The following is a 15,074-nucleotide window of genomic DNA, read 5'->3' on the forward strand; positions in this document are numbered from 1 at the left end:
ATGGAAATTTGCTTTAATTTTAAATACTGTAAATTATAGGTCAGAATAACGACTTTTAAAAGGTTAGTAACTTATTATACATTATGAAACGAATTCAAATACTATTTACATCGCTTTTTTTTCTTACCATGATCATGTATGCTCAGAATAAAGAAGTGAAAATTATTACTGAGAAATTAACCGATCATATACATATGTTAAAAGGAAGAGGAGGGAATATAGGACTTTTTGTAGGAGACAATGAGGTGTTTATGATAGATGATCAATTTGCTCCTTTGTCAGAAAAGATTTTAAAAGCAATCAGAACCATTTCAGATAAACCAATTAAGTATTTGGTGAATACGCATTGGCATGGAGATCATACCGGAGGAAATGCAAATATGCAAAAAGAAGGAGCTGTGATTGTATCTCACGAAAATGTTCGAAAGCGTATGGGAACAGAGCAAGTGGTATGGGGAAAAAAGAGACCAGCTTCTCCTAAAGAAGCATTACCGGTAATTACATTTTCTGATGACATACGATTTTATATAGATGAAGAAGATATATTCATTACGCATGTGCACAATGCACATACAGATGGTGATGCTTTGGTATATTTTACTACGAGCAATGTATTGCATGTAGGGGATACCTATTTTCAAGGAAAGTTTCCATATATAGATCTAGGTTCTGGAGGTAGTATAGACGGTTATATAAAAGGAATAGAAAAAATGTTGGTGTTATCAGATGACGATACAAAAATCATTCCTGGACATGGAAATGTAACGTCAAAAAAAGAGTTGAACGCTTATTTAAAAATGCTAAAAGGATTAAAAAGGAATGTTATGAATGCTATTAATGAAGGAAAAACATTAGAAGAAGTTAAAAATGATGCTGCAATTACCAAAGACTATAAAAGTTTTAGTGGTTGGATTACAGAAGAACGAATTAGAGAAACAATTTATAAGAGTTTAAAAGGAGAATAATCTCTAAAAAGTTGATTATCTTTTGGTTGTTTATTATAAAAGAAAATAAAAAAGGTTCAAATCATATGATTTGAACCTTTGTAGCGAAGGCGGGAGTTGAACCCGCGACCTCAGGGTTATGAATCCTGCGCTCTAACCACCTGAGCTACCTCGCCTGATTGCGGGTGCAAATATAGACGATTTTTTGTTTTACCCAACAAAAAATTTCAATTTTTTTTTGAAAAAATATTTATCTATATTGCCAGCAAACTTAAACATAAATGAGTAAAGTAAAATTCGAATTAGAGTTTCCAATACATGCTTCTCCAAGTATGTTATATCAATACTTCGGAACTCCTGCTGGATTGGAAGAATGGTTTGCCGATAGAGTAAATTCAAGAGGTAAATTAATTACGTTTATTTGGGATGATTCAGAAGAAGAAGCCAAAATTGTAGCTAACAAAGCAGACGAGCGTATTAAGTATAAATGGACCGAGAGTGAAGGAGATGAAAGTTACTTTGAGTTTAGAATACAAGTAGACGCATTAACTAAAGATGTGTCTTTAATTGTAACAGATTTTGCTGATGATGAAGATGAAGTTGAAGAAGCAAAAATGTTATGGGAAAACCAAATTGAAGAATTAAAACATACCATTGGTGCCTAACCAATTTACGAAATACTAAAAGCTCGACAATTTGTCGAGCTTTTTTATGTCTTATACTTTTTGAAATTAGTAATTTTGCATTCAAATTTTTTAAGAATGGTAAATTTTAACGGAAGCATAATTTCAGAAAGCAAATTGCAATTTTCTCATGAGAATAGAGCCTTTAAATATGGTGACGCTATCTTTGAAACAGTAAAGATTGTAAATAACAAAGTTGTTTTTTGGGAAGATCATTATTTTCGTTTAATGGCTTCTATGCGAATGCTTCGTATGAGTATTCCAATGGAATTTACCTTAGAATATTTAGAAAGTGAAATCTTTAAGTTAGGACAAACTCAAGAAGGTAGCACATTTAGAGCAAGACTAACGGTTTTTAGAAAAGACGGAGGACTCTATACTCCTAAAACAAATGAAGTTGATTTTCTAATTGATATTAAACCTATTGAAGGAGTAACAAAAGAAACTTATAGAATAGACTTATTTAAAGATTTTTATAACTATAGTGGTTTGCTTTCAACGGTTAAGACAACCAACAGAATGTTAAATACTATAGCATCCGTTTTTGCAAAGGAAAATGATCTAGATAACTGTATTTTGTTGAATGAGCGTAAGGGAGTAGTAGAGGTTACTAATGGGAATATATTTGTAGTGAAAGGATCTATAATAAAAACTCCCGCATTAACAGAAGGTTGTATCAAAGGAGTTGCTAGAAAGAAAATTATAGAGATTTTAGAAAAGCATCCAGAATACACTTTAGAGGAAACGACTATTTCACCTTTTGAAGTTCAAAAAGCAGATGAAGTGTTTATAACAAATGTAATCACAGGTGTTCAACCCGTAACAAATTACAGGAAAAAAGAATTTTCAACAGAAATAGGTGAAAAAATAGGGAAGACCCTACAGGTAAAAATGATTACAGGTTAATTTAATTGCACATCACTAGGAGCGTTTGCCCAAATCTTGTATTTACCTCCTTTTTGTAACAACTTATTTTTCCATAGAGTTTCATTTTCTATAGAGAAAATATTCTCGTAATCATTTTTTGAAACAAACCATGAAGCAGTGTTTAATTCACTTTTTAATTGATCACTTTCCCAACCAGAATATCCAAGGAAAAAACGAATTTCATCAGGTTCTATTTCATGTTCGTTCAATAAGTCTTGAAGTAAATTAAAATTACCTCCCCAATATATTCCATCAGAAACCTCTATGCTATTAGGTAACTTATCTGGAACTCTATGAATAAAATATAGATTATCCTTTTCTACAGGACCACCATTGTATACAGTGAAATTACAATCGATTTCGGGGATTAAATCACTTAAAACATAATCAGTTGGTCTGTTCATTATAAAACCAACAGAACTAGCCTTTGAGTGTTCGGTCAAATATATAATCGTACGTTTAAAAGAGCTATCATTTAGAATAGAAGGCTCAGCAATTAATAAACGACCTTTTTGAGGTTTTAATGCAACCATGTACGCTTGTTTGTTTCTACTAATATAAATAAAATTTTAATAAAAAATTAACAAACTAGCTAACAATAACTGAAAAAAAGGCTTTTTCCTTCTATAATAATTTAAGAGCTTCAGTCACTTCGTTTCGCTTTCTAACCGACACTGGGACTGTTATTTTGTTGTCTAACAGTAAGTAACCTCCATCTGATTTGATGTATTCTTTTACATATTGAAGGTTTACGAGGTGACTTTGATGCACACGTAAAAATTGAAAATCTTTTAACATATCGGCAAAATATTTTAAAGTTTTACCTACTAAAATCTTTTGACCGTCGCTCATATAGAACTCTGTGTAGTTATTATCGGCTTTACATCTTACAATATGATCTAGTTCTACCACCACAATTTTATCAGAAGTATGTAAAGAAATCTTTTTAGGACGTGTATTGGGTTGTGCAATGGATTCTTGTAAAACAGATAATTGTTCTTTGTCTGGTTGAATTTGACCTTTGGCCTTTTCAATCGCATTGCTTAAATCGTCATTAGAGTAAGGTTTCAACACATAATCGATGGCCGCAAATTTGAAAGCTTTGATAGCATATTCATCACTGGCAGTAACAAAGATAATTTTAGAACTTAAATCTGGATGAATTTCTAAAACATCAAAACCAGTACCATCACCAAGCATAATATCTAGAAATAAGATGTCAGGTTGTTGTTTTCTCAATAATTTAGAGGCTTCTACAACACTTTTAGCTGTGCCAATGATTTCTATTTCTTGATGGTTATTGGTAATATCCTGTGCTAACATTTCCAATGCTGCAGGGATATCGTCTACTAATATTGCAGTGAGTTTACTCATTTTAAAAATCGGTTTTTAAAGGGATTTTAAACCATACTTTGGTCCCTTGGATGTCTTTTTCATTTCCTAACTCGTTAATAGAAAAACTATGTTCTCCAGATAAATTCTCAATACGTTCTTGAGTCACTTTTACTGCTAGAGAATGATGTTTTTTAGGAGTTTTTACTTTTTGAGATTGGTAATAGCCAATACCATTGTCGATAATATTACAATGTAAAAAATCATTAAAAATTGAAAATTTTAAAGTAATCTCTCCCTTAGTAACAGATTTTATTCCATGCTTAATACTGTTTTCTACAAATGGTTGTATCAGCATTGGAGGCACCATTATCTCCTCTGTATCAATAGTTAGGTTATTATCAATAGAAAAATCAAAGGAATTGTTATGTAGCTGTTGTTCAAGTTCTACATAGTTTTTTAAGGTGTTTATTTCATCTTGCAAACTAATTTCTTCTAAACGAGAATTTTGAAGGATAGAACGAAGTAAGTTTGAAAATTTACTAATGGTATTGTTTAGTTCAATTGTTTTACCGGTGTTCCCTAAAGCTTTTATTCCGTTTAAAACATTAAAAATAAAATGTGGATTCATTTGAAGCTGTAACGCTTTCTGTTCTAAAGACAGTAAATGATTTTCCATTTCCAGCTTTTCAATTTTAGCTTTGTCTTTCGCTTTGGCTTTTTTAATACCTCGATAAACAAAGAAACCGGTTACAAGAAAAATCAAACTGAAACTAGCCCACTGAAACCAAATTTTCTTATAAATAGGCTTGTCAATATAAAACTGAAATGAAACGGGATTACTGATTTGGTCGTTCACTTTAGATTCTACAATAAACGTATAATTTCCAGAAGATAAGTTGGCAAAATTTACCGAATTCTTTAATCCCCATGGACTAGTTTGATCATTTAGTTTATAACGATACTGTACATTTTTAGGTTTTTCAATATCTACTGTTTTAAAGGTAAATGATAGATGATTTTTATTAGAAGGTAATTTAAATTCGTTCGGGTAGTTATTAATATTAATACTATCGATCGATTTATAAACTACTTGAATATCTTCAAAAGCAATAATTGGTTTTTGAATGTTTTGAGCAACGCTGTTTTTATATTTAAAAGTTCCCTTGTTGTCTGTGGCAATCCAAATATTTTGATGACTATCAACAAAAAGAGAATTGATTTTGTTTGTTGAGATTTCACCGTTGTATTTATTCAATTTATTACTGAAGCTAAAATCGGGATTTAATTTTTCGATTCCATCGTTGAATGTGCTCACCCAAACATTATTTGCAGTATAAACAAACGAACTGATATAGTTTGGAGTTTTGGTAAGTTGGATAACCTTAGAATCAAAAAGTAGAATTCCTTGCGTGTAGGTAGCTACAAAAACTTTGTTTTCTTTGATAATGATTTGAGAAGCGGCATCGCTAGTTATTTTGTCTACTAATTTAGGAGCGCTTAAATTATCAACTTTCCAAAGAGCTTTGTCAGTGGCAACCCAAAAATAGTTTCCATCAAACTGAATGTCGTTGATTTTAGATAAATCCAAGCTATCATGAATACGTAGGCGTCCTAAATAATCTTCTTTCAGTTTGTAAACCCCTAAGGAGGTACCCACGAAAACCTCATTGTTCTGAACAATAATGGAATAAATATATTTGCAGTCAAAGTTTAAAAACTGATTTCCTTTTTTAATGGATAGCCCTTTGTCAGTTCCTATGTAAAGTTTTTGATTTTTTGAGTAGACTGTTTGAATATTATTTGAAATCAAACCATTGTTAGTGGTATAAGACGTAAACTCTTTACCATCAAATTGTGCCAAGCCTTTGTTGGTTCCGAACCATAGATATCCAATGGAGTCCTGAGCAATATCATAAACCCTATTACTTGGTAAATCGTTGTATGTGTTATAATTCACCAAAGAATTTTGCGCAGCAATGGTTGCTGTACAAATACTGAAAAGAACAATTAAAATCTTTTTAAGAGCAATCATAATTAACAAACTTAATGTAAAAAAGTAACTGTTCAAACTAAACAGTTACTTTTAGTACACAATTAACATTGGCTTACTTCATTGCATATAAGCGCTTGTTTTTCGTATCAGGTTTTACATGTTCAAGATCTCCATATGGTTTTGTTAAAGGTTTTAGTACGCATAATACAGTGGTTTTTCCTTTGATAATTAGCTTACTATCTTTGATTCTGTATGACCATCTAAATTTGTCTACAGGAATCTCTAGTTTTTGAACTTCTTTTAATAAATCTGGGTCAGCCTCAATCCAATCCATTAACTCTTCTTGATTGATAAAGGTTGGAATTTCATTATCTGAATTATGATAGTCAAACTCCCATTTAATAGGCACTATAAATTGTTTTGTGTATGCTTCTCCTACATAACGTTCTCTTTCATTTGTTAAGGCAGCAAACCATTCTATTTCTCTTTCGTCAGGATACTTTCTTGCAATTTCTTTAGATAGGTCTACTTTACCTGGTGAATGTGCTGTTGGATAAAATACATAATAAGGTTTAGCCAAATAATGTTCGGTAAATTCGCCTCCAAAAACATTGTAGAATGGAGATGATATTACTTGAGGAACTTCTTCACTAATAAAAGTACTTTTTAAGGCTTCCATTAATTCAATGTCATTTCCAAGGGCATTCGAATGGAAAACAATTTTAGTGTTATTGTTCACTGTATTGTTAAGTCTAGGCAAGTTTCCAAGAGCTAAATTTTTACTTAAAGATTCGTGAGTTACACGTTCTCCTTTAACTACAGTTTCTAGTTCTAAACCTTTCCATGGATTCCCATAATTTACAATATGTACTTCTCCATAAGGGTTTTTAGTAGCATTGCTATTCATCCAGTTAATAATCTCTTCTAATGAATATGCCTCATTAATGATTTGATAGTCTTTTGCAGAAAAATATGCACGAGCACCATCGTAAAAATGTTGATCTTCTCCATCATACCCAGCAATAAAAACAACTGGCTTTCTAGCTTTTTTGATAGCAATTTTTACGGCTTCTTCTTTTTTAGCAATTGTTCCCAACTCTTGTGTTTCTTGTGAGGTTGTTGTTTTAGCGTTGTTACAGCTTGTAAATACTCCGATAAGTAGTAGTAATCCCATTACTGTACCTACTTTTAAAATGTTTTGCTTCATAGACTTCAGATTTTAAGGTTAATATTTAGCGTTATTGTTGTAAAATAATTGTTACATCTTTTTCTAAAGAGATACTATTGGAAAGCTTGTTAAGAATGTTTGGTAAATTTCTATCGTTTATCCAAATACCATTTTCTTCTTTTTGAATAGAAGCTATTTGTCCGTTTGCGTTTATCTTTAATTTTAAACTGTTGTACTTGTTTAAGTATAATTTTAAAATAGATGAATAATTATTATTTGACCACATGTTTATTTGTTTTATATGATCAAAAGTAGGGTAGGAATAAGGTGTAATTTGGAGTTAATTAGAATTCGTTGAATCTAAATTAGAATTCGTAGAATAGATCTTAAATAAAGTAATTGAAGTTCGATTAATAGAAGAGAAAATGTGATAGGATGTAAAAAAGAAAATAGCTGGAAGTTAAACTAAAGAACTACCAGCTATTTAAAAATTTAAGGGATGTGATTAAAGTAAAATACAACCACCCCAAGCATAACATCTACATGGTTCTCTTAAGACGTGTCCGTTAGGTAGGGTAAGACAGCATCTATGAGTGCCACATTGTTGCCAACCTGCTCCCCCGTTTATAGATTTTTGCTCTGATTTGTTTAAAGTTGTTCCTAAGTTTGAAATGTTTTTTAACATGTTTGGTTATTTAAATTTCTTAAAATTAAATAGTTAAGTCTAAAAAATGCAAGAAAAAACCATAAAAAAAGTAAGGGAATTCCGTAAAATTTAAAAATCTTCGTCTAATTTATTTAGTAGCAATCTGTTTTAATTTGATTTTTATATTGAAAAGTTTCGATAGGGGTATTGAGCTTTTCTAGGGTAATTTGATCCAATACTTTTAACACGCTATTCATCATTGTAATAGATCCACAAATCATAACGGTCCCTTTATTTTTTAACACAGTAGTAACCAAATCTTTTTGATTAGCAATAAGGTCTTGTACATATTGTTTGTTGCTTTCTTGTGAATAGGCCACATGAATGTCGGTATTTTTCAAGTAGCTTTTATATAAGTTTAATGATTCTTTTGTTCTACCTCCCCAAAAAAGATGTGTTTTGATATCATTATTTAGCATCCCTAAGAAAGGAGCGATTCCCGTACCGTTGGCAATTAGAATAACCTCTTTTGATTTCTTAGGAAAATGAAAGATCGAGTTTTTCTCAATAGAAGCCTGCAAGTGTTGATTTTCGTTTAGATTATATAGAAGGTTAGAACAAACACCCAATTCATGTTTTTTAATACTGAGTAGTATATCATTCTCAATCTTACCAATAGAATACAATCGTTTGATATGATCTTCTTTAGGAGTGATAGCTAATAAATCTCCAGAAGAGAATCTAATCTTTTTATTCGGACGTAATCGTATTAAAAATGAATCATCAATATTCATCTTGGTTTTTTCAATTACTGTAAAGTCTTGTTGCTTTTTTAGTTGAACAGGTTTTTGTTTTATATCTAAAGGAAGCGTTATTTGTTTGCTATACGCTATTCCCCAGGCTTTAAAATCAGCAAAACTCTGGTTATGAATCTTCTTTAAAGGAAGTGTCTTAGTAAAGTTGGAATGTTGTGCTAATTTTTTGTCAATTTCAATAGCGAATTCGCAAAACTTAGTATACACTTTAGAACCAAAGCCTATAACAGAATGATTTATGTTTTGTTCCTGCGGAATTATATCAATCAATTTTAAAAACTTTGAAGCGTTTGTAGGTGCTTCGCCTTCTCCATAGGTAGCAGTTAAAATTATTAAATGCTCAGCATTTTTATAGCTTGAATAATTGTTTAAAACATCAATAAAAACGGTTTTGTTAGCTTTTAAAAGGGCTTTAAATAGGGCTTCAGCAAAACTGAAAGTACTTCCAGATTCTGAACCAACGAGAATAATAAATTCAGCGTTGTTCTTGTGGAATTTATTTTTAGGAAGACTGCTTTTTTTGCGTCTATCGATGGTAATGGCAAAACCAGAATATATAAAAAACAAAATAACAAAACAAGATATTAAGAGTATCACTGACCATACAATGGTACCACGACCAGTATGTAAAATTAAACTCCAATCAGAAAGGATTTTGTACCAAGAGAGTTGTTGGTTACTAACAATTTCGCCTGAATATTGATGAACAAGAACTTCTTTGGTTTTTAACTTTAAGAAAAAGTAATCTTCTTCGTCTTCAGAAAAAGGAAATTCTAAGCTTTTTAATTCATTCAGTGTAGTTTCTTTAAAAAGAGGGAACTCTTGAATAGGAAGCTTTATATTACTTTTTGAATTATAATTGTATTGGTGTTTGATTTTGGTTTTAGGCAACACCGAAAACTTTTCTAAAGACAAATAAACTCCGGTTAAGGTGATGATGATAATTGGTATTAAGAAGAATCGACCAAAAACAACATGATAGAACTGTTTAAAATCTTTTTTTACAATTTTGGTAAAAAATCGAATGACTCCTCCTTGGCGTTTTATAATCAATATGGTTCCTGTTATTGAAATTAGAAATAGCAGAAAAGAGAAGAATGCTACTAGAAAACGTCCTGTAGATTTTAGAAATAAGGAGCGATGTAAATTTGTAGCGAATTTATAAATAGGAGCTTTGGTGGCAATTTTATCTATTTTTTTCCCAGTAGAAGGGTTTAGGTAAAATGTTTCGCTTTTTCCTTCTTTGGTAATTACTGAAGTGGTAACAAAGTTATTCTCATCTACTTTTAACATGACTACTTCATCGTATTCTTTTTGAAGAGCAGTTAAGGTTTCAGACAAGGTTACGTTACTTGTATTTATAGCATATGGCTTTAGCTGATTTGAAATGGGTTCAAACGCTAAAATGATGCCTGTTATTGAGGCAATAAGTATAAACGCAAAAGAAGATATAGCCAATGTTAAGTGGCTATATCTCCAGATAGAAATTGTCATTCTTACTATTTTACTGTGGCATTAAGCGGATGTATCGGATAAATCCTTTACCTTCAACTTTACTTTTTACACTTTCTGAAGTTAACTCGAATTGAACATCATCAGCATAGTACTCTTGATCTTCTACTGCAGTTTCAAAACGAATTTTATATCCTTTATCAATTTTATCGTTCGGAATTTCGATAACACTAACAGTTCTATTTCCGCCACTTATGGTTGCTCCAGTAATGGCATCAATATCTGAACGAACCTTTCCATGAAATTTCCACCATTCATCAATGTCGTGGTACCATTCTTCATCATCACCTTGAACATACAATGTTTTTTCATATGCTCCTTCTGGATTTAAAAGAGAAATTACAACATAGGCACCTTCACCTTCATAATTAGTCATCTGAATCATACATTTATATTTGTTGTTTTCAGATGTTGTAAATGCCATTATTCCTAATGCTACTACTAAAACGGCAATAAATTTTTTCATCATTTTCTTACTTTAAAAAACTAATATCGATATTTTTCAATGCTTCATTTTCCTTGGCTAAATCATATAAGGTTTCGTCAAAGTCGGTTTTAACTTTTGTGTTAGCACCTTGAGTAATTAAATGCTTTATAACAGTATCATTCTTGCCTGTCATTACGGCTTGTTGTAGAGCAGTTAAACCTTTACTGTTTTTAGCATTAATATCAATTTTATACTTTTTAATAAAATCAAGCATTGGAATACTTTGTTTCTCCACGGCTAAATGGTATAATGTGTTTCCATCTTTTTGAGGAGTTTCAACTATCAATCCTTTGGCGGCTAAAGTATTTAATTTTTTATCAAAAGCTTTCTCATTTTTAGAACTATATGTTTTGAACAAATAATACCCTAAATGATTTCCTTTAGCATCATTAATATGAACATCAGCACCATTTTCTATTAAGAAGGTTGCTGCTTCTGTGTTATTTCTTAAAGCGAATGTTAAAGCAGAGTGACCATCTTTGTTGGTATGATTGATGTTTTTTGTTGATTTTACAAACAACTTAATCACCTCAATAGAGTTTCTTCCCGCTGCATTTAAAAGAGGTGTATTTCCTTTATTGTCTGTTTGATTTACATCAACACCTTTTTCAATAAAGTATTGTAAGGTAGATAGGTCTTTATTTCCATAAGACAAGTTGTGTAAAGGAGTTTTACCATCATTGTTGGTAATGTTTGGAGCAATTCCTAAACCTTCTAAATATTTAAAATATTCAAGTGAGTTATAACCTCTACGAGATCCTTTTGTAGCAAATAACATTGCATTTCCGCCATTTTTATTAGTATTCTTATATGGAACACCTTTTTTAATTAATAGCGCTAACATTTTTCTATTGTCTTTTTGAGCTACATAATTAAAAACTCCATTACCATTATTATCTGTATCGTTTATACTTAATCCCTTTTTAGTGAAATATTCTACCATAGTAAAATCTCGTAGGTTTGGTATAATTAATAATAATGGGTTGGCTCCTTTAGGTGTTTTTTCTGTTAAAACGTTCGCACCATTTTCAATTAATAAATCATATAGCTTAGGGTTTTGTACTCCTGCAACCGCTGCAAAGTTTAATAAAGAATATCCTTTATCGTCAATAATATCTGTTTTAGCCTTGTTAGCTAATAAATATTTAACAACGGGCATGTTATTTTTATAGGCGGCCCAGAAGATATAAGTTCTTCCATCATGAGTAAGTTTATTAATGTCATTTCCTTCTTTGGTAAGTAAATGTTTAATAACATCTAGCTCTGTGTTTTCAAGAAGTGCATATGCAATAGCATCAAATCCCCATCTGTTTAATTGGGTAGCACTATTACCTTCTTTAATTTTCTGCTCTACAATCTCTATTGTAGGTTTTGTTTTCCAAAAGTCTCGTTGTAAAAAGATATTAGAGTTTTGAGAAACAATTGATGAGCTTATGGTTAATAAGCTCATCAATACAAATGTTTTTAAGAAATTCATCCTGAATTATTTTTTTACAAAAGATTCAATTACTTCGTCAATTTCTTCTTTCTTATTATACTCATCTTTTTTGAATAAGTATTTGAATAATTGCTTGTTCTTTACTTTAGCTTCTAAAGAAAGTTTTTGATTTCTGCCATAAACTTCATCCCACTTGTTTCTAACTAACTGCCATTTAGCTTCATTTTTCTTCCACCAATCTTGAGCAGCTTTACAGCGAGCATCAGGTACTCTTTTGTAAGTGTTGTATCCTTTTTCACTAGCTAGTATGAAGTCACTTTCACCTTCTTTTCTTACAACTTTTTGATTATCTTGATCATGTACCCAACCGTAATCTGTAATTTCATGACGATTTCCTCTAACCGTTACGTTATAATCACTTCTTTTAGTATACTCTCTTCTTGGTAATGGAGCGTCAGTGGTGTTTTCCCAATAACTTTTTCCATCAACATGTACCCAAGTCGCAGAACCTTCATAACGTGGACTGTCATCTACTTGATACACTTTTTGAGTCCATTGTTTCTTTACAGCTGATTTTGGTTTCTTTTCAAATAACCAATTATTATCGCCATTAAACATATAAAAATCTTGGTTTTCATACATCCAGTCTTGCCTCCAGTGTTTTACAATATGCGGACTTGCAGGGTTTCCAACTTGTAATAAGTGTTGAATAGATATTTTGTTTTTATCATCTTCTACAAGTTGTGCCCACTCTAAACCTTTAGATACTTTATTTTTTGAAGGTCTATAGGTGCTGTCTTTTGAATAATTGAATGTTTCAGCAAAGTTGAAGGTAACTTCAAAACAACCGCACATTTTTTTGATGGCTTCTCTGTCTTTTGTTTTCTTACTCTGTGCGCTAATTGTAAAGGCAGATAAAAGTAGTAAGCTTCCTAAAATTAGTTTTCTCATTATATCTATTGATTTTATGTATTTAAAATTTTTTGACAAAAATATAAATTTTATTTAGACTGATTTAAAATAAGTGTATATATTTGCCGAAAATTATTAAGAATGTTTCTAAATAAAGTTTCGATTTTTGTTTTTCTATTCATTGGAATCACTGTTTTCTCACAAGAAGAGAAGAAAATAGATACAGTTAAGGTTAATGATTTAGATGAAGTTATAGTTACAGCTACTAGAACTAAAAGACAGTTGTCTTCAGTGCCAATGCCCGTAACGCTAATATCAAAAAAGCAGTTACAACAATCAGGTTCTGTAAGACTAAGAGATATCTTATTAGAGCAAACGGGTATTGTAATGGTATCTGATTTTGGTAATTCAGAAGGAGTACAACTTCAAGGAGTTGCTGCCGATTATACCTTAGTGTTAATTGATGGTGTACCTGTTGTAGGAAGAGCCGCTGGAAATATTGATTTACGAAGATTGACTGTAAACAATATAAAGCAAATAGAAATAGTTAAAGGGCCGTCCTCTTCATTATATGGATCTGAAGCCCTTGGAGGTGTTATTAATATTATTACGGAAAGTCCAAAGCAAGATAGTTTTAAAGGAGCCTTACAATTCCTAACAAGAGGAGGAGCAAGAAACGAGTTAGATATAAACGCAAATGTTGCAACGAAAAAGGAAAAATTAAGTGTTGTGGCTGGCGTTAATTTGAATTCTAGTAAGGGATTTGATTTATCGCCAGAAAACACTGACTTTATAACTGCCCATCCACATCAAAATTTTACTGGAGATTTGAAAGTAGGATATGACTTTTCTGATAAGTTAAAAGCGATGGTTTCTGGTAGATTTTACAAGCAACAACAGAACACACCTACTTCTGATAATACACAAACTGATTGGAATGTACATACAGGATTAACACACAAAATTTCAGATAGGTGGGAAGTTGAGTACTTATTTTATGGTACACGCTTTAAGACTGAAAGTGTTTTTAATGGAGATATAGCATTGTTTAATAGAAGCTTATTTAGACCAGAGATAAAATCTAAAATTTACTTCGGCGATAAAAGTACTTTAATAGCTGGAGTTGGAGCAAACTTAGATGCTTTGGAAAGGAGTGCATTTGATGGGGAAAAAAGATACAATGCGCAATACGTTTTTGGACAGTTCGATGTAAACCCTATAGAAAACCTAAATGTTGTTATTGGAGCTAGATTTGATCATCACAATAAGTATAAGTCTGCGTTTTCTCCAAAGGTATCAGCTAGTTATAAAATCAATGATTGGATTACCGCGAAAGGATCTGTAGGATATGGATTTAAAGCACCAGATTTTCGTCAATTATATTACAATTTTAGAAATACAGCTGGAGGATATGCAGTATTCGGTACACAAACAATACATGAGTTTTTTGCTGGAGAAGTTGGGTTAGGTGCTATTGAAAGAGAATTAAAACCAGAGAGTTCGATTGGATATAATTTTGGATTTCAATTAAAGCCATTATCAAGTTTAAAGTTGAATATCAATTTATTTAGAAATGATATTCAAGATTTAATAGACACTTTTGATGTCAATTCGCTTAATCCTCAAGTGGCAGGTTTAGATAGAAATACCCGAATCTTTTCTTACCGAAATATTAATAATGTATATACACAAGGAATTGAGGTAGATCTAAACTATAGAATAAATCAAAACTTTAGATTTTTAGGAGGATATCAATTCTTAGATACCGGAGATAAAGATCAAGAAGCACTTATAAAAACAGGAACAGTATTCTTTGATCATAGCAATGGAGGAGAAGGTAAGGTGACCCTTTCGAATTATTTTGGGTTAGCAAATCGCTCTAAGCATTCAGCAAATGCAAAATTGTTTTATGAAAACTTTGAACATCAATTTATAGCAAATATTCGAACAGTATATCGTAGTAAATATGCTTTGTTCGATACAAACAACAGTCAAGGGATTATTGACAATAATGACAAGTTTGTCAATGGAAATGTTCAGGTAAACACAGCAATTGAAAAAGAGTTGTTTAGTCTACTAAAAGTTCAGTTTGGTGTAGACAATTTGTTTAATGAAAAGGGAACTTCTAATGCAAGCAATTTCATGAATAATGATGCAGTATTGCTTTTAGGAAGAACCTATTACGGACGTGTAACGATTAATTTTTAAATATAA

14 protein-coding genes and 1 tRNA gene are annotated in these 15,074 nt (G+C 31.4%); 4 read left to right on the forward strand and 11 right to left on the reverse strand.

The window, feature by feature from the left end:
• The first annotated feature begins 83 nt into the window (after positions 1-83).
• Positions 84-965 (forward strand): MBL fold metallo-hydrolase, encoded by an 882-nt coding sequence (locus Q0873_RS02470; protein WP_299104185.1) that lies wholly within the window; start codon positions 84-86, stop codon positions 963-965.
• A gap of 81 nt (positions 966-1,046) precedes the next feature.
• Here the strand turns inward: Q0873_RS02470 and Q0873_RS02475 are convergent.
• Positions 1,047-1,120 (reverse strand) — tRNA-Met (locus tag Q0873_RS02475).
• A gap of 105 nt (positions 1,121-1,225) precedes the next feature.
• On the opposite strand from Q0873_RS02475, the gene Q0873_RS02480 reads away from it, so the two are divergent.
• Both Q0873_RS02480 and Q0873_RS02485 read left to right on the forward strand, forming a co-directional pair.
• Positions 1,226-1,609 carry an START-like domain-containing protein gene (locus Q0873_RS02480; RefSeq protein WP_299104186.1) on the forward strand — a complete coding sequence of 128 codons (384 nt, stop codon included), beginning with the start codon at positions 1,226-1,228 and terminating at the stop codon, positions 1,607-1,609.
• 96 nt (positions 1,610-1,705) lie between these two features.
• The gene (locus Q0873_RS02485; protein ID WP_299104187.1) at positions 1,706-2,533 is read left to right on the forward strand and encodes an aminotransferase class IV; all 828 of its coding nucleotides are present in this window, start codon (positions 1,706-1,708) and stop codon (positions 2,531-2,533) included.
• Here Q0873_RS02485 and Q0873_RS02490 read toward each other — a convergent pair.
• The 10 genes from Q0873_RS02490 to Q0873_RS02535 all read right to left on the reverse strand — a co-directional run bounded on the left by Q0873_RS02490 (position 2,530) and on the right by Q0873_RS02535 (position 12,899).
• Positions 2,530-3,087: a YqgE/AlgH family protein gene (locus Q0873_RS02490; protein ID WP_299104188.1), complete on the reverse strand. Its 558-nt coding sequence runs from the start codon at positions 3,085-3,087 to the stop codon at positions 2,530-2,532. The two genes, Q0873_RS02485 and Q0873_RS02490, sit on opposite strands and share 4 nt — an antisense overlap.
• A gap of 91 nt (positions 3,088-3,178) precedes the next feature.
• Positions 3,179-3,928 (reverse strand): LytTR family DNA-binding domain-containing protein, encoded by a 750-nt coding sequence (locus Q0873_RS02495; RefSeq protein ID WP_299104189.1) that lies wholly within the window; start codon positions 3,926-3,928, stop codon positions 3,179-3,181.
• A 1-nt stretch (position 3,929) separates the two neighbouring features.
• Complete coding sequence (locus tag Q0873_RS02500; protein WP_299104190.1) at positions 3,930-5,921, reverse strand: sensor histidine kinase; 1,992 nt, start codon at positions 5,919-5,921, stop codon at positions 3,930-3,932.
• A gap of 73 nt (positions 5,922-5,994) precedes the next feature.
• Positions 5,995-7,089: a hypothetical protein gene (locus Q0873_RS02505; RefSeq protein WP_299104191.1), complete on the reverse strand. Its 1,095-nt coding sequence runs from the start codon at positions 7,087-7,089 to the stop codon at positions 5,995-5,997.
• A 31-nt stretch (positions 7,090-7,120) separates the two neighbouring features.
• Positions 7,121-7,336, reverse strand: a complete 216-nt coding sequence (locus Q0873_RS02510) for a hypothetical protein (protein ID WP_299104192.1) — start codon at positions 7,334-7,336, stop codon at positions 7,121-7,123.
• Positions 7,337-7,555: 219 nt separating this feature from the next.
• Entirely contained in the window at positions 7,556-7,735 is a 180-nt protein-coding gene (locus Q0873_RS02515) for a hypothetical protein (RefSeq protein WP_299104193.1), read from the reverse strand.
• Positions 7,736-7,848: 113 nt separating this feature from the next.
• Complete coding sequence (locus tag Q0873_RS02520; RefSeq protein WP_299104194.1) at positions 7,849-10,005, reverse strand: PepSY domain-containing protein; 2,157 nt, start codon at positions 10,003-10,005, stop codon at positions 7,849-7,851.
• Positions 10,006-10,015: 10 nt separating this feature from the next.
• The gene (locus tag Q0873_RS02525; protein ID WP_299104195.1) at positions 10,016-10,492 is read right to left on the reverse strand and encodes a DUF2271 domain-containing protein; all 477 of its coding nucleotides are present in this window, start codon (positions 10,490-10,492) and stop codon (positions 10,016-10,018) included.
• Between the two features lie 4 nt (positions 10,493-10,496).
• Positions 10,497-11,987: an ankyrin repeat domain-containing protein gene (locus Q0873_RS02530; RefSeq protein ID WP_299104196.1), complete on the reverse strand. Its 1,491-nt coding sequence runs from the start codon at positions 11,985-11,987 to the stop codon at positions 10,497-10,499.
• Positions 11,988-11,993: 6 nt separating this feature from the next.
• Positions 11,994-12,899 carry a DUF6607 family protein gene (locus Q0873_RS02535; protein ID WP_299104197.1) on the reverse strand — a complete coding sequence of 302 codons (906 nt, stop codon included), beginning with the start codon at positions 12,897-12,899 and terminating at the stop codon, positions 11,994-11,996.
• 102 nt (positions 12,900-13,001) lie between these two features.
• Here Q0873_RS02535 and Q0873_RS02540 point away from each other — a divergent pair, with 102 nt between their 5' ends.
• Positions 13,002-15,068: a TonB-dependent receptor gene (locus Q0873_RS02540; protein ID WP_299104198.1), complete on the forward strand. Its 2,067-nt coding sequence runs from the start codon at positions 13,002-13,004 to the stop codon at positions 15,066-15,068.
• Positions 15,069-15,074 lie beyond the last annotated feature (6 nt).

The sequence above is a fragment of the uncultured Tenacibaculum sp. genome (assembly GCF_947498805.1).
Taxonomy (GTDB): domain Bacteria; phylum Bacteroidota; class Bacteroidia; order Flavobacteriales; family Flavobacteriaceae; genus Polaribacter.

Coding starts and splice junctions, on each gene's coding strand:
- Q0873_RS02500 (WP_299104190.1), bottom strand. CDS start 5,921: ATGATTGCTCTTAAAAAGATTTTAATTGTTCTTTTCAGTATTTGTACA.
- Q0873_RS02505 (WP_299104191.1), bottom strand. CDS start 7,089: ATGAAGCAAAACATTTTAAAAGTAGGTACAGTAATGGGATTACTACTA.
- Q0873_RS02495 (WP_299104189.1), bottom strand. CDS start 3,928: ATGAGTAAACTCACTGCAATATTAGTAGACGATATCCCTGCAGCATTG.
- Q0873_RS02485 (WP_299104187.1), top strand. CDS start 1,706: ATGGTAAATTTTAACGGAAGCATAATTTCAGAAAGCAAATTGCAATTT.
- Q0873_RS02515 (WP_299104193.1), bottom strand. CDS start 7,735: ATGTTAAAAAACATTTCAAACTTAGGAACAACTTTAAACAAATCAGAG.
- Q0873_RS02530 (WP_299104196.1), bottom strand. CDS start 11,987: ATGAATTTCTTAAAAACATTTGTATTGATGAGCTTATTAACCATAAGC.
- Q0873_RS02490 (WP_299104188.1), bottom strand. CDS start 3,087: ATGGTTGCATTAAAACCTCAAAAAGGTCGTTTATTAATTGCTGAGCCT.
- Q0873_RS02520 (WP_299104194.1), bottom strand. CDS start 10,005: ATGACAATTTCTATCTGGAGATATAGCCACTTAACATTGGCTATATCT.
- Q0873_RS02480 (WP_299104186.1), top strand. CDS start 1,226: ATGAGTAAAGTAAAATTCGAATTAGAGTTTCCAATACATGCTTCTCCA.
- Q0873_RS02540 (WP_299104198.1), top strand. CDS start 13,002: ATGTTTCTAAATAAAGTTTCGATTTTTGTTTTTCTATTCATTGGAATC.
- Q0873_RS02525 (WP_299104195.1), bottom strand. CDS start 10,492: ATGATGAAAAAATTTATTGCCGTTTTAGTAGTAGCATTAGGAATAATG.
- Q0873_RS02535 (WP_299104197.1), bottom strand. CDS start 12,899: ATGAGAAAACTAATTTTAGGAAGCTTACTACTTTTATCTGCCTTTACA.
- Q0873_RS02510 (WP_299104192.1), bottom strand. CDS start 7,336: ATGTGGTCAAATAATAATTATTCATCTATTTTAAAATTATACTTAAAC.
- Q0873_RS02470 (WP_299104185.1), top strand. CDS start 84: ATGAAACGAATTCAAATACTATTTACATCGCTTTTTTTTCTTACCATG.